The sequence below is a fragment of the Desulfonatronum thiosulfatophilum genome (assembly GCF_900104215.1).
Lineage (GTDB): Bacteria > Desulfobacterota > Desulfovibrionia > Desulfovibrionales > Desulfonatronaceae > Desulfonatronum > Desulfonatronum thiosulfatophilum.
This window is the reverse complement of the sequence record NZ_FMXO01000009.1, coordinates 82,943-101,074: the sequence shown is the minus strand read 5'-3', so window position 1 is coordinate 101,074 and position 18,132 is coordinate 82,943. Positions and strand designations below refer to the sequence as shown.

Sequence of the window (18,132 nt, the reverse complement as noted above, 5' to 3'; positions counted from 1 at the left end):
TGGAATCCGTGACATCAACATTATCCATGGTTACCATCTCCACTGAACCTGGGAGGGCACGATGACCAAACCTGGATATTTGCGACTCCATGCAACGGGCGAACTTCGCATCAGGGCCGCAAAAGCCCTGGAAGCTCTGAGAGACTGCACCGTTTGTCCACGGCTATGTCGGGTGGATCGCCTGAACAATGAGACCGGCTTTTGCGAAACCGGACGTCTGGCCAAGGTGGCCAGCTACAGTCCGCACTTTGGAGAGGAAGAACCTCTGGTCGGGCATGGGGGTTCGGGGACGATTTTTTTTGCCCGGTGCAACCTGGCCTGCGTCTTCTGCCAGAACTACGACATCAGTCACCAGAGTGCGGGGGCTCAGGAAGTCGACGCGGAGCAGCTTGCCGCGATCATGCTGGACTTGCAGGGCCAGGGGGTTCACAACATCAATTTCGTCACCCCTTCCCATGTCGTGCCCCAGATTCTGGAGGCACTGCTTGCAGCCGTGGAACAGGGACTGCATCTGCCTCTGGTCTACAACACCAGCGCCTATGACAACCTGGAGACCTTGCAATGGCTTGACGGCGTCGTGGACATTTACATGCCCGATGCCAAGTTTTTCTCATCCGATGCCAGCCGTGCTTATTGCCGGACTGAAGACTATCCGGAACATGCCAGAACAGCCCTGAAGGAGATGCATCGTCAGGTGGGGGATTTGGAACTGGACGAGCAGGGCATCGCCATGCGGGGGGTGCTGGTGCGCCACCTGATCATGCCCGAGGATCTGGCCGGAACACGGCAGTGGATGGAATTTCTGGCCCGGGAACTCTCTCCGAATACTTACGTGAACCTCATGGATCAGTACCGGCCCTGCGGCTTCGTCGATCAGTTTCCGGAACTGCAACGCTCCATCAGTTCCCAGGAATTTGCCGCTGCGCTGGAGGCGGCGCAAAAAGCGGGAATACACCGCCTGGATCAGCGTCACCAGCGTTTTGCTGCAAGGCTCCTGGAAGCGCTTCTCCGCGAGCAGTAAAAAAGGCCGGCGCAAGGATTTGCGCCGGCCTTTAATCAGGTCACTTTATCCGTAGAATCAATCTTCCAATGTGGAGATGTCGCCAACATCCTGACCAAGTTCCTCGGCCTTCAGAACCCGGCGCATGATCTTGCCGCTGCGGGTTTTGGGCAACTTGTCCCGGAACTCTATTGTCTTGACGATGGCCACGGGGCCCAGTTCATTGCGGATGTGGATCTTGAGTTCCTTGACCATGTCGTCGGAGGCGTCGAAACCTTCCCTGAGAGTGACGAAGGCCTTGGCCACCTCGCCCTTGATCTTGTCCGGAATGCCGATGGCAGCCGCTTCGGCCACGGCCTTGTGGGCGACCAAGGCGCTTTCCAACTCGGCGGACCCCAAGCGGTGTCCAGCGATGTTCATCACATCATCGGACCGGCCCTGAATCCAGATATAGCCGTCCTCGTCCTTGCGGGCCATGTCGCCGGCCAGGTAGACCCCGGGGATCTTTTCCCAGTAGGTCTTCTTGTACCGCTCAGGATCCTTGAACAGGGTGCGAACCATGGAAGGCCAGGGCTTGCGGATGATCAGCAGGCCGCCCTTGCCCGGAGGAACGGGATTGCCCTTTTCATCCACCACGTCCGCCTCGATGGCCGGCAGCGGCTTGGTGCAGGAGCCGGGCTTGAGAACGCTTACCGGAAGCGGACTGATCATGATCGAGCCGGTTTCGGTCTGCCACCACGTGTCCACCAACGGACATTCGGAGCGGCCGATGTTCTTGTACATCCAGACCCATGCTTCGGGATTGATGGGCTCGCCCACTGATCCAAGGATGCGCAGGGAGGAAAGATCGTGTTTCTTGGGATACTGGGTGCCGAACCGCATCAGCATCCGGACAAGGGTGGGCGCGGTGTACAGGACCGTAACACCGTATTTGGCTATCAAATCCCAGACTCTGTCCGCCTGTGGATACAGTGGGTGTCCCTCAAAGATGACAGTGGTGGTGCCAGCAATCAGGGGGCCGTAAACCACGTAACTGTGGCCGGTGATCCATCCGGCATCCGCCGTGCACCAGAAGATGTCCGTAGGCTTGATGTCAAAGACCCAGTTCAGGGTTCGGTTGATGCCCACCTGATATCCGCCGTGGGTATGGACGATGCCCTTGGGCTTTCCGGTGGTTCCGGAACTGTAGAGCAGGAAGAGCATGTCCTCGGAGTCCATGGATTCAGTTGGCGACTCGGAGCTTTCAGCCCGAACCAACTCTTCATACCACAGATCCCGTGCTTCCTGCATTTCCACCTGTACATTGGCCCGGTGCACGACAACCACGGTTTCAACGCTGTCGCAATCCGGGCCCATCAAAGATTCATCGACAAGGGATTTCAGGTGTACGGCACGCCCATTGCGATAAAAGCCGTCCGCTGTGATGATGACCTTGGGCTGAGCGTCCGAGATCCTGTCCCGCATGGCCTTGGCGGAAAACCCGGCGAAGACCATGGTGTGGATGGCGCCGACCTTGGCCGTGGCCAGCATGGCGATGACCGTTTCCGGCAAGGGAGGCATGTACAGCATGACCCGGTCGCCTTTCTGAACGCCGAGAGACCGCAAGGCATTGGCAAACTTGTTGACGGCCCTGTAAAGTTCAAAATAGGTCATTTTCCGGGAGTCGCCCGCCTCACCTTCCCAGATGATGGCCAGCTTGTTCTTGTTTCCCGTCTTGATGTGCCGATCCAGGGCGTTATGCACGATGTTGCACTTGGCGCCGGTAAACCACTTGTAGAACGGCGCATCGCTCTCATCGAGTACTTTATCCCATTTTTTGAACCATTCCAGTTCTTTGGCTGCTTCTTCCCAGTAGGCGAGCGGATCTTCCGCGGCCTGTCTCCGGGCATTATCCAGGGTCTGGGGGTTGGCGTTGGCTTCGATGACCATCTGCGGCAACGGCCGAAAGACTCTATCTTCATGAAGCAATGTTTCTAGGGCGCCGTCTTGTGACATGATGTCTCCTCCTTGGCGGTGAGCGAAAAACGTCTGGGTTTTGTTTTCAGTAAGCACACTGACAATAAGCACCAACCGCTGTTCACGGTCTGGCCACGATGTTGAACGCTATCCCGCCAAGGGTTGCATTGAATCTCGGCGAAAGGGAGGGGGGGAAGGGTAAACGGCAACAGCCCGCGCGGGTTAAAGTCCGAGAATTTGTTTCAGATCAGCGATCCGCCTGCGGCTGACCGGCAATTCGATGCGTTTTTTGCCGGTGGTTCTGAGCATGAAATTGCTGCCTGGCAGGGAGGCGATTTCCGTGACCAGTTCCAAATTGACCAGGAACTTGCGATGGACCCGAAAAAAACGATGCATCCGCAATCGGTCCTCAAGATATTTCAGGCGGAAAGAGGTGAGGTATTTATCCTGGTTGGTATGGACGAAACTGTAGTCTTCGTAGGCTTCCACAAAGACAATATGGCTGTAGGGAATCAGGATCACCCGCCCCTCCAGGCTGATGGGCAGCTTTTCGATTTCGACCGGCCGGCTTTGGTTGTAATCCCAGGCATTGCGTAACGCCTTGAGGAAGTTGTCCTCTTCCTCCTCACCCAGGGCAAGCTGAACCGTCTCTTCATCTCCTTCAGTCGTCCGCACGCTGCCGGGTACGCCGCCGGGTTCGGCAATATGGGTTTCGGCGGGAAATTGGCGCAGCCTTGTCAGAGTTCGTTTCATCCGCTCCTGGGAGCACGGCCAGAGCAGGTAGTCCGTGGCCCCCAGTTCAAAGGCTTTAAAGGCATGGGCTTCATCGGCGGCCAGAAAAATCATGGCCGGCCGATGCTTACGTTGGCTGAGGATCTGGGCAAGTTCGAAGCCGTTGACTCCTTCCGGCAAGTCCACGCCCAAAAATAAAGCATGGTATCCGACGCCGTCGATCAGCTCGACGGCCTCGAAGGCGGAGACAGCCTCGCCCAGTACCTGAATCCCGTCAACTTCACGCAACAGATTGCGCAGCTCGTGACGCAACTGGGGATCCGGATGGATTAGCAATACGCGTAATTCATTCATAATTCACCACAGTGTTGGAATGAGGTGCGGGATACGGGATTGATGATTCCTTAGCGCATGAACAGGACAACTCGCAAGAACGAAATGAGGGCAATACAGCCGTATGATCATGAAGTCGTGATTGGATCTGGGCCGGTCCATGTTCGGTTGGCGACGGATTCCATTTGACGCAGCATGGAAAGGTCCGCGGGGTGATTGACGTTGAAAAAAGGAGTGGCCTCGGATCGAGGGTAGGGCAAGTGGTGTCGAAGGTGTTCCGGCAGGATGCGATTGAGTTGAAACAGGCCGTCGACAAAAGCCTGTTCCAGCAGGGGCAGGGCCTGCGGTTCGTAAATGGCGACCAGCGCTTCAATGTACCCGGTATCTTCCTGCTGGAACGTGGTCATCAGCGCGGTGTCCGGCTTTTCCCGCCAACCATTGGTCAGCCGGCGCAACATAAGATCGTTCATGAGCGGGAGGTCGCAGGAAAGCACAAGGCAGGGCTGTTGCAGCAGTCGCAACATGGTCGCTATTCCGCCCGCAGGGCCATAGCCCGCCACGCTATCAGGAAAACTCGGTACATTCAGTCCATGCTCGGCGGATGTCCTGCCCGCGATGTGGACGGCGGAGCAATGTCGTTTCAGGAGGTCCACTGTCCTGGAGAGCAGATTTGATCCGGAAAAAACGATCTGGGCCTTGTCATGCCCCAGTCGGGTGCTTTTGCCCCCGGCCAGAACAATTCCGGCCGGCATGCCAGGCTGGCTCATGAATTCACCTTACCGGACACGCCGAACGTGCCTGTGTATTATAGGATTTGATCCTTGGTTGTCGTACATGTTCCCGATAATGTTACAATTTTGAACGGAGGTCACTCCGGGCATTTGGCTGCTGATCGGCAACATTCGTCTGTGGGTCTGCGATTGACAGGGTGCCGTCAATCGGTGATCCGTCTCATCCCGGCAGATCAGAAACCGTAGGCCGAAACAGTGGGCCGGACATGGCCTTTGGCCTGGGCCAGGACGTCCATGGCCAAGGACTCAAGGTCGTCCAGGACTGGGACCGAAATGCGATCCAATGTTCGAAAGTCCATGGTTTTAATGTACATCTTGCATTGGTCGCAGAGATCGACCCGGAATCCGGGCTCTTCTTCCGTTTCAAAATAATGAAGTTTTTTGGGATCCCGCTCACCGCAATAGATGCAGCCCAACCTTGCCACACGATAATGGGTCTGGCAGAAGCAACAATGCATCATGCGCATGCCTTCCCGGGTTTCCAGGGTGGAAATATAGGGCAGGCTGCCGCATACAGGGCAATGTCCGTGGTTCCAGACGCCGGTCAGGGGACGAGCATCTTGAATTTGTCGGGCAACGATCTGCAGGAAAGGGGCAAGGGTGGTTTGGGTGAGAAAGAGAAGTAGTTTTGGAGACTTTGGCGTCTTCTCGGCCCAAATGTTAAAGAAGTCCTGCTCTTCGTCCAGGTAGGCCTGGAAAATACGAGCAAACTCCAGTTCTTCGGAATCCAGAGCGTCCTTGACACGGACGGCTCCCTCTCCAAGATCGGAGCCCACGGCCTGAACGTCTTCAAGAATGGACTTCATTAATTCACTGGCAGATTCCAGCGGAAAGGGAAACGATGCCCGTGGCAAGAGGCTTGCGCCTTGACTATGTCGCTCCGGAGAAGCCAGTTCGGGCAAGGACGAGGCCGAATCTTCGGCGTGTTTGCTGTCTGCCAGCACCTGGAACTGCTTGGCTGAAACCTTTTCCAAAAGGTCAAGCAAAGCACCTGGAAACGTGCCTTTTTTTCGTAATGAAGCCATTTTTTTAGTGAAATGTTGCTGGTCTTTCTCAAGGTTGCGCATATCATATACTCCAGAGAGATTGGATCCGTGATGGCGTTCGCCGCCAAAGGGGCAAGGACAAGTCAATGCCCCGGCTATATCATGTTCTGTGCTCCGTGATCCATAATTGAACATTCCCGGACAATCAATCCGCGCAGAGGAAAAAGGATTGCCATTGAGCCAATTACGGAGTTTCATGAGTTTCCTTTTCCCTGAAAGCGTGACGGGGAATGAGTTGCGAGGGCCGAATCATCGAGACAATCCCGTCCGCAGCCGAGTAGTTACAAAAACAACTTTGTTGCAGAAAAGGTATTGACTTTTCCTGCAAGTGAAGGCAAATGTTCCCTTTGCCGAAAGCATCGCAGGCGCGTAGCTCAGGGGGAGAGCACTTGCTTGACACGCAAGGGGTCAGGAGTTCAAATCTCCTCGTGCCTACCACAAAGCATCCAAGCAGGGAGGCCCAGGCCTCCCTGCTTTGTTTGAAAGCCTTACCATCATGTCTGATTATCATCGCGTGAAGAAAGTTTTCCAGTTTCGGGCGCTTGTTTTCAGGCAAGGAGCAGAGAGTGCAGATTGAGTTTGGGGAGCAGAGGGTGGAGATCGAGGAGGGAGAAAGCTGCGGCCTGATCCTGTCCCGGACGTTAAGCAACAAACGGTTGAAGTCAGCCGTTGGATGCCGTTGCGAATCCGGCGTTTTTGACGTTCATTCGCCTGTCGGTCCCAGTCCGTGTGCCCGTTTTGAGGTCGTGGACATGAACAGCCCCGAAGGTCTGTCCATTATTCGGCACAGTGCCGCGCATATCATGGCCGAATCCGTTCAGCGGCTCTTTCCTTCCGCAAAAGTGGCCATTGGGCCGGATATTGAAAACGGCTTCTATTACGACTTCGATTTTGAACGTCCGTTCACTCCGCAGGACCTGGAGGCCATTGAATCAGAAATGGTCAAAATCATCGCCCAGGACCAACCGTTTTCCCGCCGCACCATATCTAAGCAGGATGCCCGGAATCTCTTTGAGGCCATGGGCGAGACCTACAAGTTGGAAATCCTTGACGCTCTGGAGGATGGAACCGTCTGCCTCTACGAACACGGCGGATTCACCGACCTGTGCCGCGGTCCTCATGTGCCCTCCACCGGGTTCGTGAAGGCCGTGAAACTGACCTCGGTTGCCGGGGCCTACTGGCGGGGCGACGAATCCAAGCCCATGCTCCAGCGCATCTACGGGACGGCATTCGCCTCGGACAAGGATCTGAAGAAATATCTGCATCGTCTGGAGGAAGCCAAGAAACGCGACCATCGCAAACTGGGCGTTCAGCTTGATCTTTTCAGCTTTTCCGACGAAGCCGGACCGGGCATGCCGTTGTTTCATCCCAAGGGCGCCATGCTTCGCTTTCTCCTGGAACATTTCGAGCGAAGGGAGCACCTGCGCCGCGGCTACCAGCTGGTGCAGGGGCCGCAAATGCTGCGCCGTGAATTGTGGGAACGTTCCGGCCACTACGACAATTATCGTGAAAACATGTACTTCACGGAAATTGACGAGCAGGCCTACGGCATCAAGCCCATGAACTGCCTTTCGCACATGCTCATCTACAAATCACAGATCCGCAGCTACCGTGATCTTCCGGTGAGGTATTTCGAACTGGGTACGGTGCAGCGCCATGAAAAGTCCGGCGTGCTTCATGGCTTGTTGCGTGTACGTCAGTTTACTCAGGATGATGCCCATATCCTCTGCCGCCCCGATCAGCTCCAGGATGAAATCATCGCCATTTTGCAATTTGTTCGGGATGTGATGCATCTTTTCGGTTTCGAGTACGAGGTTGCCTTAAGCACCCGCCCTGAAAAATCCATCGGGCTGGACGAAGACTGGGAACGGGCCACTACCGCCTTGACGAATGCCCTGCAGACTCTGGGGCAGGAATTTACCATCAATCCCGGTGACGGCGCATTTTATGGGCCGAAGATTGACATCAAGCTGAAGGATGCTCTAGATCGCCGCTGGCAATGTTCCACCATCCAATGCGATTTTACCTTGCCGGAACGGTTCGACCTTTTCTATACCGGTCAGGACGGCAACCGGCATCGTCCGGTGATGCTGCACCGGGTCATCCTTGGCGCCCTGGAGAGATTTCTCGGCATCCTCGTCGAGCATTATGCAGGAGCCTTCCCGGTCTGGATCGCACCGGTCCAGGCGCGGATTCTCACGGTCACCGACGCCCAGAACGAGTGGGCGATGACGTCTTGCCAGCAATTGCTGGATGCGGGATATCGTGTGGAGACAGACCTGCGCAATGAAAAGCTCGGGTACAAGGTTCGTGAAGCGCAATTGCAGAAAATCCCCTTCATGTTCGTGATCGGCGAACGCGAAGCCCAGTCCCAGGCTTTGAACGTCCGGACCCGCACTGGAGAGAATCTTGGTGAAAAATCCTTGGACGACGTGATCGGCATGCTCCGACACGAATGTGTCGAACCTTTCAAACGCGGAGGAATGCCTTATTACCTCGGTTAAACGTACCCGCTGCAACAAGCAGATCAGGGCTCAAGAAGTACGAGTCATTGGCGAAGACGGCAAGCAGGTGGGAATTTTGCCTCTGGCCGAGGCTCTTCAGTATGCGGAAAGTCAAGGCGTGGACTTGGTGGAAGTTTCTCCCGATGCCTCTCCACCTGTCTGCAGGGTCATGGATTTCGGCAAGTACAAGTATGAGTTGCAGAAAAAGCAACAGGAAGGCCGAAAGAAGCAAACCTTGATCCAGCTCAAGGAAATCAAGTTCCGCCCCAAGACTGATGATCATGACTTTGAAACCAAGCTCAAGCACATTCGACGTTTTCTCGAAGCCGGCGATAAATGCAAAGTCACCGTGGCCTTTCGTGGCCGTGAGATGATGCACCGGGACAGAGGGGAAAAGGTACTGAAACGTGTTCTGGAAATCTTGGGGGATGAAGTCAAGATTGATCAGCATCCATCCATGGAGGGACGTACCATGAACATGGTTTTGGCTTCCGTGGAGAAAAAGAAGCAGGCATAAGCTCCGCGTCCGGCATGTCTTGAAGCAGTATCTTATCCGTGCTGACCGCTCTGCGCGCGAAACTGTTCGCCGTCATTTTCCGGTTTCCGCGAACGGGAATTGGTGAGCGCAACAGAGTAAGTTTGTTTTTAACTAGTACGACTCAGGAGAATATTACATGACAAAGCTCAAAACACGTAAAGGTGCAGCCAAGCGGTTCAAGCTGACGGGTACCGGCAAGATCAAGCGTCGCCGCGCTGGTATGCGCCACATCCTGACCAAGAAAAGCCCGAAAGTGAAGCGCCAGCTGGGTCAGGACACCATTCTGGACAAATCCAACGAAAAAGCCGTTCGACGGATGATTCCCTTCGCCAAATAGAATCATCATCATACCTATCCTGGATAACGGAGTGGGTGTTGTCGATCGGGGGATCGTGCTTCGACTTTCCGTTGAACGGTTTCGTAAACGTGAATCCAAGTTGAATTTCCGGAAGCACCTTCCGACGCCGTATTCGACCAAGGAAATCCCTTGTGCGAAACGATTTGTCTCCCCCATCAAGATTTATCTATAAGAATGAGCTATTAATGAGGAGGTTGAAACCATGCGTGTAAAACGCGGCTTGGCGGCTCACCGTCGGCACAAAAAATATTTGGACATGGCCAAAGGCTATCGGGGCGCCCGGAGCAGACTGTACCGTACCGCGCGGGTGACCGTTGAACGCGCTCTGGCGTACGCTTACCGGGATCGAAAGGTCCGCAAGCGCGAGTTCCGCTCGCTGTGGATCATGCGCATTAATGCTGGGGCACGGCTTCACGGTCTATCCTACAGTAAGTTCATGCATGGTTTGACCCTGGCTGGCATCGAGCTGAACCGCAAGGTACTTGCTGATTTGGCTGTACGGGAAAAAGAACATTTCGGTCAGTTGGCCGGGATTGCCAAAGCCAAACTGGCCTGATCATGACCGCATCGAGCATGGAGCATTCCCAGGGGCAATCCTCCAACGGAACCGGCCTTGCCGAACAATTGGAATCCCTGGTTCAGGCTCTGGAGCAGGGATTGGCCACAGCCCATTCCGCTCCAGACGTCGAAAATATTCGCGTAGCCTATCTTGGCCGCAAAGGGCTCTTGGCCGGACTGATGTCCAGTCTGGCCAAGACTCCGCCGGAACAACGCCCGCTACTTGGCCAGAAAGCCAACCAGGTCAAAGCCATGCTCCAGGAACGTCTGGATGCCCGCTTGCAGGATCTAGAGCGGAACAAGGAACGGGAGCTTCTGGCGCGGTTTGACCCTTCCCTGCCGGGAAGAGCTCACTGGTTGGGCAGCCTGCATCCGGTGACCCTGGTCACCGAAGAAATCTGCCAAGCCTTTGTTTCCCTCGGTTTCGACATCGTTGAAGGCCCGGAACTGGAAACGGATTTCTACAATTTCGAGGCCTTGAATCTTCCGCCCGATCACCCGGCGCGGGACATGCAGGACACGTTTTACATTGGTGATCAGACCCTTCTGCGAACGCACACTTCCCCGTTGCAGGTGCGGACCATGGAGCGGATGAGCCCGCCTCTGGCGGCCATCGCTCCGGGAAAGGTATACCGCCGCGATTCCGACCTGACTCACACTCCGATGTTCCACCAGATCGAGGGCTTTGTGGTGGATAAGGACGTGAGCATGGCAGATCTGCGTGGAACTCTGACCGCCTTTGTGCATCAGATTTTCGGCCAGGAAGCTATTGTCCGGTTTCGGCCCAGCTTTTTTCCCTTTACCGAACCCAGTGCCGAGGTGGATGTTTCCTGCATGCTTTGCGGCGGACGCGGTATTTGTGCCGGACAGGCCTGCCGGGTCTGCAAGCAGACCGGTTGGCTCGAGATTCTCGGGTGCGGAATGATCGACCCGGCGGTGTTCGCCGCCGTGGGATATGATCCTGAAGTCTATACCGGGTTTGCCTTCGGTCTCGGTGTTGAACGCGTAGCCATGCTCAAATACGGGATCGGCGACCTGCGAATGTTCTTTGAGAACGATACCCGTTTCGTCTCCCAGTTCGGTTGACAATTCCCTTCACCTTATAGGTGGAGGTTCTTTCTTCAATCACGTCCCTCAGTTTTTGGTTATTGCGTCGATCCAAAAAATGAGCGGGCAATCTACCGAACTACTCCATAATCCGACTTCCTGAACCCTTCCTTTTGCCTGAGGTTCCCCATGTTTTTAAGCCTGAACTGGTTGCGTGAATTCACTCCCTATGAAGGTACATCCGAACAACTGGCCGATCGATTGACCATGCTCGGTCTGGAAGTGGAGGAAGTAATCCGTCCTTTTGCCCATCTCGCCAATGTTGTCGTGGGGCGGGTTCTGGATTGCGACCGGCATCCCCAATCGGAACGACTCAGCCTCTGCCGCGTCGACATCGGACAGGTGAAGACGCTGCCCATAGTTTGCGGAGCATCAAATGTCGCCAAGGGGCAGCTTGTTGCCGTGGCAAAACCCGGATCCGAATTGCCGGATGGGAAAGTCATTGCCGAAACGGTGATCCGCGGAGAGACGTCCCAGGGCATGATCTGTTCCGAGGTCGAGCTGGGGCTGGGCGAAGAAAGTGACGGGATCATGGTTCTGGACGGACATTACAATCTCGGGCACAGCCTGCTTCGCGTCTTTGACCTGAATGACGAAGTCCTGAATGTTTCCATCACGCCTAACCGCGGTGATTGCCTGAGCGTCCTCGGATTAGCCCGGGAAGTAGCCACGGAGTTCAATCTGCCTTTGAAGCTGCCCCGGCTGAACGTGCATGAGGAAGGGCCGGACTGTAGCGAGGCCGTGACCATTGTCATTGATGAGCCGGAACTGTGTCCGCTATACCAGGCTCGGATCATCGAGGGCATTCGGATTGCTCCCAGCCCGGCCTGGCTGCAGCGTCGGCTGTTGTCCGTGGGACAGCGGCCCATCAACAATGTCGTGGACGTGACCAACTTCATTCTCATGGAGTGGGGCCAACCGCTGCACGCTTTCGACCTGGCACTGCTCGCCGGAAAGATGATCCGCGTCGGCCTTGCTCGGGAAGGGCAGAGCTTTGAAACGCTGGATGGCCGGACACGGACTCTCTTGTCCTCTGACCTGCTCATTCACGATGCGGAAAAGGCCGTTGCCCTGGCCGGAGTCATGGGTGGGGCCAATTCCGAGGTCACGGCACGGACTTCGTCCATTCTTCTGGAGTGCGCGGTCTTTAATCCCATCAGCATCCGCAAGACATCACGTCGGCTTGGACTGTCCAGTGAATCGTCCTATCGATTCGAGCGCGGTGTTGATCAGCCCGGGTCAAAACTGGCTCTGGACCGGGCCATGGCTTTGATCCTGGAAACAGCCGGCGGAAAGGTCATGCGCGGTGTAGCCTTGAACCAGCCACGTCCCTGGCAATCCCCTGTGATTTCCTTTCGCCCTGAGCGGGCCAGGAAACTTCTTGGTTTGCCTCTAGAGGACGCATTTTGTCGCGACACCTTGGAGGCTTTGGGCTGCAAGGTTGCCGCCGAGGATCAGAAGGCCTGGCAGATTACGCCTCCCGGTTCCCGCAGGGATCTGGAGAGGGAGGCGGACCTGATTGAAGAGGTTGGACGCTGTTACGGTCTGGACCGCATTCCGGCGGTCCTGCCCAGGCTGTCTAAATCTCTGGATGCGTTGAAGACGTTGGCCCCGAACACGGCTTTTCGGCGCCGCGTCAAGCACTGGGGCCGCGGTCTCGGATTGACCGAAGTGATCAACTACAGCTTCGTCTCCACACAGGAGTTGGCGCTGCTGGGCATTGTCGACGACTCCCGGACCATTGCCTTGCGCAACCCTCTCTCCGAGGACCAGAACGTTCTCCGGCCCATGCTGGCCCCCGGCCTATTGCAAAGCGTGCGGCACAACATGACCCAGGGCAATACATCGCTGCGGATTTTCGAAACCGCCGTGGTGTTTCAGCCCGAATCAGCTTCTGAAACCGGGGCCAATGAACCCTCCCGACTCGGTCTGGCCCTGACCGGACAACGGTATCCTGAAGGATGGCCGTGTCCGGTAGAGTTCGTTGAATTTGCCGATCTCAAGGGCATGGTGGAACATCTTTTGCGGCATTTGCAGCTTCCCGAAGCGCAATATCGCACTTTGCCCGAGCATTCCATCTGCCTGCCCTGTGCCGAGATCCTTCTGAACGGCGAAGTCTGCGGCTGGATCGGCAGGGTGAGAACCGAGATAGCCGAGCAGTGCCACGTACGGCGAGAGCTGTTCCTCGCTGAAATCGATCTGGATCTGCTGCAACGCTTTTGTGAGCAATCCCGACCAACGTTCAAGGCCTTGCCCGTCTTTCCACCGGTACGCCGGGATTTGACGGTGATCAGCGACCTGGACTTGACCTGTGTGAAAATCATCGAAGCCATTCAGGCCGCCGGCCTCGATCTGCTCCAGAACGTGGTTCTGGTGGACCGTTTCTTGCCCGGAGCCCAGATTGCCGTCAGCAGCCGATCTTCGGATGCGGATTCCGACAAAGCAAACGAAGTTCGCCATACCCTGCGTCTGACCTACCGACACACGGAGCGCAGCCTGACCAATGAAGAGGTTGACCAACTCCACCAGGGCCTCTGTTCTTTTCTGCAAGAACAGCTGCCGATTCGTTTTTCCTGACCCGTTTTTCTTACTTCGAAATTTCCATTCGCAATTATCCAGCACCTCTGCATGTATCTTTTCTTCATGCAGAGGTGCTGGGTTGTTGATCGCCAAGTCATCGCGTTCCTGGGCGGTTTCCGAAACTGAACCTGTGAACATTCTCCGAGATTTCCGCAACTGGCTCTTTTTTGCCTTTCCTGCTATAAATGAAACGTAATTTTAGCCGCTGAACCTGTGTTACGCCATGCCAAGTCCACAGCGCATATCCCATATTTCCATGCAACCGAAGCTGCTGCGCATCGGCGAGGCTGCGCGCGTCCTCGGGCTGGAGCCGTATGTCCTGCGTTTCTGGGAGGCGGAGTTCCCGCACTTGACCCCGCTCCGCACGGTGAAAGGCCAGCGGCTCTATTCGCAGGACGACATGAACATGCTGCGCAAGATCCAAATACTGCTGCACGAAGAGGGTTTGACCATCGACGGTGCCCGTCGTCGCCTGGACGAAGGTACGCAAATCCGGGAACTGACCCAGGATATCATCCAGGAATTATGTGAAATCCGCGAGATCATCGTAGGTTCTTCAGGAAGTGGCAGACGACGGGAGAAGACCGACCAAAAAACCATTGATGCAGGAGATGGTCGGCAATCCATCTCCACCGACGGCTGCGAGGTTGGAGAGGTAATTTCTGCTGATCCTTGATATGAAGGACGATAGGGGGGACCTATGCGGGGGTTGTTATTACGCTGGTTGATGCTCACTCTGGCCGTTCTGGCCGCGGCCTATCTTGTTGAAGGAATTCAAACCGCGGGTTTTTGGTCGGCCTTTGTCACGGCCGCGATCCTGGGCGTTTTGAATGCCGTTCTGCGGCCCATCCTAATCATCCTGACGTTGCCCATAACCATCATGACCATGGGCTTGTTCCTCCTGGTCATCAATGCTCTGCTGTTGATGATGGTCTCCGGCGTGGTCGGAACCTTTTACGTCGCCAGTTTTGGATCGGCTCTTTTGGGATCCTTGATCATCACGATAACGGGTTGGCTGCTCAACTCGTTCATCAGCGATCGCGGCCGGGTGGAATACGTACAGGTACAGCGCAGGGGGCGGTGGCGAATGTAGAACGACAACTGTTCAGTACATTCTGATTTCAAAATAGAATTTCAACCGAGTCGTTATGTGAAATGATGTTGTCATCTCATTGATTGACTGGAGAAGATATGAATGATTTTTTGGATTCCTTCTGGCAGAAGCGATTGAAAAAAGTGCAAGATAATCTGGAAGACAATAATTTTGACGTCTACCAGGCCAAGAACAAGGCAGAGGCAAGGGATATCGTCCTGAACTCCATCCTTGCTGCCGTCAAGCCTGTCCATGTTGCCTGGGGCGGATCCGTGACCCTCAACGAAGCCGGAATTTTGGACGCCCTGAAGCAGCGCAAGGGGCTGAAGATGCTGGATCCGTCAGATCCATCCATCAGCAAGGAGGAAAAGCTGGAGCGGCGGCGTCAAGCCCTGCTGAGCGACCTCTATCTCACAGGTACCAACGCTCTGACGGAAAGCGGGCAACTGATCAACCTGGACATGTACGGCAACCGGGTCGCGGCACTGGCTTTCGGTCCGCGCCATGTAATCGTCCTTGTGGGCCGCAACAAGTTGTGTGTCGATGTCGAGGAGGCCATGCTCAGGGTGAAGGGCTATGTTGCTCCGGCCAACGCCACGCGTCTCAAGATGAAAACCCCGTGTGTGAAGACCGCGTTTTGTGAAGACTGCAAGAGCCCTGAACGGATCTGCAATGTCTGGACGATTACGGAAAAATCCTTTCCCAAAGGGCGGATCAAGGTGGTCTTGATCAATGAGGACCTGGGGCTATAGCCAGGGCAAAGTGTCAATTCCAGGTGGGTGAGAATATCGTCTTTCATATCACCCGAGGAGTTGAAGTACCGTCTTGGTATTTAGGGGTGGCAGGAAAACGATCGTGAATGAGTTTTGTCATAATAACGGATTTCGTTCATGGCAAAGTTTGCTTTCGCTTTCTTGCCAATTCCGCAAGGTCGGCCTCCCATTCTTCGGGAGGGCAATGGCCTTGTTCCAGAAGTTCAAAGAATTCCCCTGTCTCGAGTTGCAGATCCTGGCGTTCGGGGTGGTGTTGGCGAAGCCATTTTACCGCCTCGTTGGCCTCAGCCATGCCGTTTGCCGTAAAGCAATCAATGGGCATGGATTTGGATCCACTGCCGCACTTGCGTAAAAGATAGCGTTTTTCCATGAAACACCCCACTCGATAAAGCACGGTTGGGAGGCGAACTCCATTTTCTGAATGTGCTTTCACTGACGAAAAGAATTTCCGATCAGGCCGTAACTTTGATCATCAATGTGATGATCATTCAAGGCGCGTCTTATCTTTACGGATGAATTCTCCCCGCAAGCGTATGGGACTGTCAAGACGAATGAATGCGTCAGCGGTTCTTTGCTGATTCAAGGCATCATTGGGGCGATGATTGATGAAACGCCGCCTGGAGAAGTCAGATTGATCAACTCCTAGTTTTTTTTAGATCCTCCTTTCCATGCGTGATCTTGCCTTTCTTTTTGGCCAACCGCTGCTCCAAGGCCTTGACGAGCAGTGGCCAGACCAGGGTTGCATCGCTGGGAACTTCGGCGAAACGACCGCCGTCTTTCGGCGAGATAAACTTGCCCCAGGAAATTCCCTCCTGATAAGAGCATCCGCTCAACCCGCCCCAATGCTCCGGTTCCGGACATATTCGCACCCCGTACTGGAAGCGGCGGGCCGTGGTTTTCATGGTCTCGATGCGTTGGCTGAGTATCTCCAGAAACGGGCCTGCCTGCTGGGCCCAGTTGCGGGGCACACCGCCGCCGATGGTGAAGATGCCGATTCGCTTGGCGCCCAATATCCGCTTTGTATAACTGAAGAGATCGAGGAAGGGATTGAACTGAAAGGGCAGTTGCGCCGGATCGTCGATGGTCAGGGATTGCCACTCGGGGTTCTTGCGCAACATGTGTGACGCGATGTCCAGGGCCAACTCCGAATCCGTGAAGGCTGGGATGTACACCGGCACTTTTCTGGCGTAGGCGCTTTTCAGGATGCCCGAACCTTCATAGTTCTCTGTCAGGTGCCGACCAATAGCCCGGCACACGCTTTCCGAAGACAGATGCGTCGCATCTGAAATTTCTTCCATGACCCTGGATATGACCCGCTCAGCCTGCATGAAGTTCGTTTCGGGTTCCAGGGTGTCGTAAACCCGGTTGTAGCCTTTTTCGAACAGCCCCTTGTCGCACATCCGGTCCGGTTCGTACTTGTAGTGCTTCAGGCCGATGGATTCGATGAAACCATGCGCCATGAGCGCTCCGGTGGAAATGACGATGTCCAGCCATCCGTTGTCGATCATCTTGCACAAGACCTTGCTCATCTTGGCCACGGTCATTGCCCCGGAAAAAGTACCTACGACAAGGCATTCCGGATCAATGACCATAGCCTCCAGAACATCCAGGGCCTCTCCCAGGTTTCTGCCCCCGAAAGCAGTCCGGGACATGGCTTTGAGCAGTTCGTCAAAGTCCTGAACCGTGTCCAGGTCCAGGCATTTCAGGGGCGTCAATCCGTCCTCGTTTCCGCAATGCAGGGTGTTGATACGTCGAATATTCATGTCGTCTAGGGGATCTCCAAAAAAGGTTGCAAGGTGACGAACAGTTCAATTCAAGTCACTGGGATCAATGGTTGAGGGAGATCATTTGGCGTATCGAGATCGGTATCAGCCAATACCCAGAACATTTTAATGGGCCACGCTTCAGAGCATAAACTGTCATTCGCCTCCGATACAATCATCCCACGAGAGCGAATATTCGGTTCATATATGGATGAATGGCAGGGGAGTCGCAAATCGAAAGGGGACTCCGACGATACTCGGAATATGTTGCCATCCGCGAATGCCGCTGCGGCGAAGTTGCACTTGCATAACCGCAGGGGATCAATGCGACGGTTCAATAGGATTCTGGTTTTTGGTGCAGGGCGCCCTAATGCCCTTGCCTGATCGGTGCAAAAAAAACAGGCCGGGGAACTTTCCCCGGCCTGAGGAAAGGCGGATGGAGTGTAGGTTAGGGCAGAAAGACCGCTGCGGAAACCGTGGTCGTCCAGACTCCGGCCAAGCCGGTGGTCACGCAGGGCGCTGAAGCCGAGTCAATGATCTTCCCACTCATCAGGTAGATTTGCCGACGCTCATCGTAGGCAGTCTCAGGGTTGAAATCCACGCCTTGCGTGGTGGCCAGCATGGTCGATGCCAGATCTTCGGCAAAGTCGCCCAGCTCCTGCTCGTCGGCGCCAAATGCCGTGTGCTCGGAAATATAGCCATAGTGCTCTTTGCTCGCCGGAAAAGCCATCCCGACGGCCGAACCGACCAGGCGACCCTTCTCGTTGGTGGCGTTGCGCGCCATAACGCAGAAGGTGATCTGTCCGGGGTTGAGTTGTTTTACGCCTTCCTCCACCGTGACCATCTTGCAGTTCGGTGGAAAAATGCTGGATACGTACACCAGGTTCAGCTTTTCGATTCCCGCGTCGCGCAGGGCAAGCTCGAAAGACTGGAGCTTGTTCTTGTGTCGGCCGATTCCTTTGGTGAAAAATGCTTGCCGTGGAACAAAATTAATCATGAT

General features: G+C 55.2%; 17 protein-coding genes and 1 tRNA gene. 11 read left to right on the top strand and 7 right to left on the bottom strand.

Annotated features, from left to right (window positions below):
- Positions 1-61 precede the first annotated feature (61 nt).
- Complete coding sequence (locus BLP93_RS08915) at positions 62-1,021, top strand: radical SAM protein (RefSeq protein ID WP_092120213.1); 960 nt, start codon at positions 62-64, stop codon at positions 1,019-1,021.
- Between the two features lie 57 nt (positions 1,022-1,078).
- Here BLP93_RS08915 and acs read toward each other — a convergent pair whose 3' ends face one another.
- The 4 genes from acs to BLP93_RS08895 form a co-directional block, all read right to left on the bottom strand.
- A complete protein-coding gene (acs, locus tag BLP93_RS08910; protein WP_092120210.1) occupies positions 1,079-2,995 on the bottom strand; it encodes an acetate--CoA ligase in 1,917 nt (638 codons plus the stop codon).
- A gap of 183 nt (positions 2,996-3,178) precedes the next feature.
- Positions 3,179-4,042: a LytR/AlgR family response regulator transcription factor gene (locus BLP93_RS08905; RefSeq protein WP_092120207.1), complete on the bottom strand. Its 864-nt coding sequence runs from the start codon at positions 4,040-4,042 to the stop codon at positions 3,179-3,181.
- Between the two features lie 107 nt (positions 4,043-4,149).
- Positions 4,150-4,788: a molybdenum cofactor guanylyltransferase gene (gene mobA / locus BLP93_RS08900; protein WP_092120204.1), complete on the bottom strand. Its 639-nt coding sequence runs from the start codon at positions 4,786-4,788 to the stop codon at positions 4,150-4,152.
- 197 nt (positions 4,789-4,985) lie between these two features.
- Positions 4,986-5,879: a formate dehydrogenase accessory protein FdhE gene (locus BLP93_RS08895; RefSeq protein ID WP_161946261.1), complete on the bottom strand. Its 894-nt coding sequence runs from the start codon at positions 5,877-5,879 to the stop codon at positions 4,986-4,988.
- 342 nt (positions 5,880-6,221) lie between these two features.
- On the opposite strand from BLP93_RS08895, the gene BLP93_RS08890 reads away from it, so the two are divergent.
- From BLP93_RS08890 to BLP93_RS08845, 10 genes are all read left to right on the top strand, one after another.
- A tRNA-Val gene (locus tag BLP93_RS08890) sits at positions 6,222-6,296 on the top strand.
- Between the two features lie 128 nt (positions 6,297-6,424).
- Positions 6,425-8,362 carry a threonine--tRNA ligase gene (thrS, locus tag BLP93_RS08885; RefSeq protein WP_092120198.1) on the top strand — a complete coding sequence of 646 codons (1,938 nt, stop codon included), beginning with the start codon at positions 6,425-6,427 and terminating at the stop codon, positions 8,360-8,362.
- A complete protein-coding gene (infC, locus tag BLP93_RS08880) occupies positions 8,349-8,879 on the top strand; it encodes a translation initiation factor IF-3 (RefSeq protein WP_092120427.1) in 531 nt (176 codons plus the stop codon). Before thrS ends, infC begins: the two co-directional genes overlap by 14 nt.
- 157 nt (positions 8,880-9,036) lie before the next feature.
- Complete coding sequence (rpmI, locus tag BLP93_RS08875) at positions 9,037-9,237, top strand: 50S ribosomal protein L35 (protein WP_092120195.1); 201 nt, start codon at positions 9,037-9,039, stop codon at positions 9,235-9,237.
- Between the two features lie 223 nt (positions 9,238-9,460).
- On the top strand, positions 9,461-9,814 hold the full coding sequence (rplT, locus tag BLP93_RS08870; protein ID WP_092120191.1) for a 50S ribosomal protein L20: 354 nt from the start codon (positions 9,461-9,463) through the stop codon (positions 9,812-9,814).
- A gap of 2 nt (positions 9,815-9,816) precedes the next feature.
- Positions 9,817-10,902, top strand: a complete 1,086-nt coding sequence (gene pheS, locus BLP93_RS08865) for a phenylalanine--tRNA ligase subunit alpha (protein WP_167353023.1) — start codon at positions 9,817-9,819, stop codon at positions 10,900-10,902.
- A gap of 150 nt (positions 10,903-11,052) precedes the next feature.
- Entirely contained in the window at positions 11,053-13,500 is a 2,448-nt protein-coding gene (pheT, locus tag BLP93_RS08860) for a phenylalanine--tRNA ligase subunit beta (protein ID WP_092120188.1), read from the top strand.
- Positions 13,501-13,759: 259 nt separating this feature from the next.
- Positions 13,760-14,179, top strand: coding sequence for a MerR family transcriptional regulator (locus tag BLP93_RS08855; RefSeq protein ID WP_092120421.1), 420 nt, complete (start codon positions 13,760-13,762; stop codon positions 14,177-14,179).
- Positions 14,180-14,203: 24 nt separating this feature from the next.
- Positions 14,204-14,596, top strand: coding sequence for a phage holin family protein (locus BLP93_RS08850; protein WP_092120185.1), 393 nt, complete (start codon positions 14,204-14,206; stop codon positions 14,594-14,596).
- A 98-nt stretch (positions 14,597-14,694) separates the two neighbouring features.
- Positions 14,695-15,348: a lactate utilization protein gene (locus tag BLP93_RS08845; protein ID WP_092120182.1), complete on the top strand. Its 654-nt coding sequence runs from the start codon at positions 14,695-14,697 to the stop codon at positions 15,346-15,348.
- 136 nt (positions 15,349-15,484) lie between these two features.
- On the opposite strand, the gene BLP93_RS08840 is transcribed toward BLP93_RS08845, so the two are convergent.
- From BLP93_RS08840 to BLP93_RS08830, 3 genes are all read right to left on the bottom strand, one after another.
- Positions 15,485-15,691 carry a hypothetical protein gene (locus BLP93_RS08840; RefSeq protein WP_244148696.1) on the bottom strand — a complete coding sequence of 69 codons (207 nt, stop codon included), beginning with the start codon at positions 15,689-15,691 and terminating at the stop codon, positions 15,485-15,487.
- A 313-nt stretch (positions 15,692-16,004) separates the two neighbouring features.
- Complete coding sequence (locus BLP93_RS08835; protein ID WP_092120179.1) at positions 16,005-17,132, bottom strand: deoxyhypusine synthase family protein; 1,128 nt, start codon at positions 17,130-17,132, stop codon at positions 16,005-16,007.
- Positions 17,133-17,580: 448 nt separating this feature from the next.
- Complete coding sequence (locus BLP93_RS08830; protein ID WP_092120176.1) at positions 17,581-18,129, bottom strand: pyruvoyl-dependent arginine decarboxylase; 549 nt, start codon at positions 18,127-18,129, stop codon at positions 17,581-17,583.
- Positions 18,130-18,132: the final 3 nt, after the last annotated feature.

Coding starts and splice junctions, on each gene's coding strand:
- BLP93_RS08905 (WP_092120207.1), bottom strand. CDS start 4,042: ATGAATGAATTACGCGTATTGCTAATCCATCCGGATCCCCAGTTGCGT.
- BLP93_RS08840 (WP_244148696.1), bottom strand. CDS start 15,691: ATGCCCATTGATTGCTTTACGGCAAACGGCATGGCTGAGGCCAACGAG.
- pheS (WP_167353023.1), top strand. CDS start 9,817: ATGACCGCATCGAGCATGGAGCATTCCCAGGGGCAATCCTCCAACGGA.
- rplT (WP_092120191.1), top strand. CDS start 9,461: ATGCGTGTAAAACGCGGCTTGGCGGCTCACCGTCGGCACAAAAAATAT.
- pheT (WP_092120188.1), top strand. CDS start 11,053: ATGTTTTTAAGCCTGAACTGGTTGCGTGAATTCACTCCCTATGAAGGT.
- BLP93_RS08855 (WP_092120421.1), top strand. CDS start 13,760: ATGCAACCGAAGCTGCTGCGCATCGGCGAGGCTGCGCGCGTCCTCGGG.
- BLP93_RS08915 (WP_092120213.1), top strand. CDS start 62: ATGACCAAACCTGGATATTTGCGACTCCATGCAACGGGCGAACTTCGC.
- acs (WP_092120210.1), bottom strand. CDS start 2,995: ATGTCACAAGACGGCGCCCTAGAAACATTGCTTCATGAAGATAGAGTC.
- mobA (WP_092120204.1), bottom strand. CDS start 4,788: ATGAGCCAGCCTGGCATGCCGGCCGGAATTGTTCTGGCCGGGGGCAAA.
- BLP93_RS08895 (WP_161946261.1), bottom strand. CDS start 5,879: ATGCGCAACCTTGAGAAAGACCAGCAACATTTCACTAAAAAAATGGCT.
- rpmI (WP_092120195.1), top strand. CDS start 9,037: ATGACAAAGCTCAAAACACGTAAAGGTGCAGCCAAGCGGTTCAAGCTG.
- BLP93_RS08835 (WP_092120179.1), bottom strand. CDS start 17,132: ATGAATATTCGACGTATCAACACCCTGCATTGCGGAAACGAGGACGGA.
- BLP93_RS08850 (WP_092120185.1), top strand. CDS start 14,204: ATGCGGGGGTTGTTATTACGCTGGTTGATGCTCACTCTGGCCGTTCTG.
- BLP93_RS08845 (WP_092120182.1), top strand. CDS start 14,695: ATGAATGATTTTTTGGATTCCTTCTGGCAGAAGCGATTGAAAAAAGTG.
- BLP93_RS08830 (WP_092120176.1), bottom strand. CDS start 18,129: ATGATTAATTTTGTTCCACGGCAAGCATTTTTCACCAAAGGAATCGGC.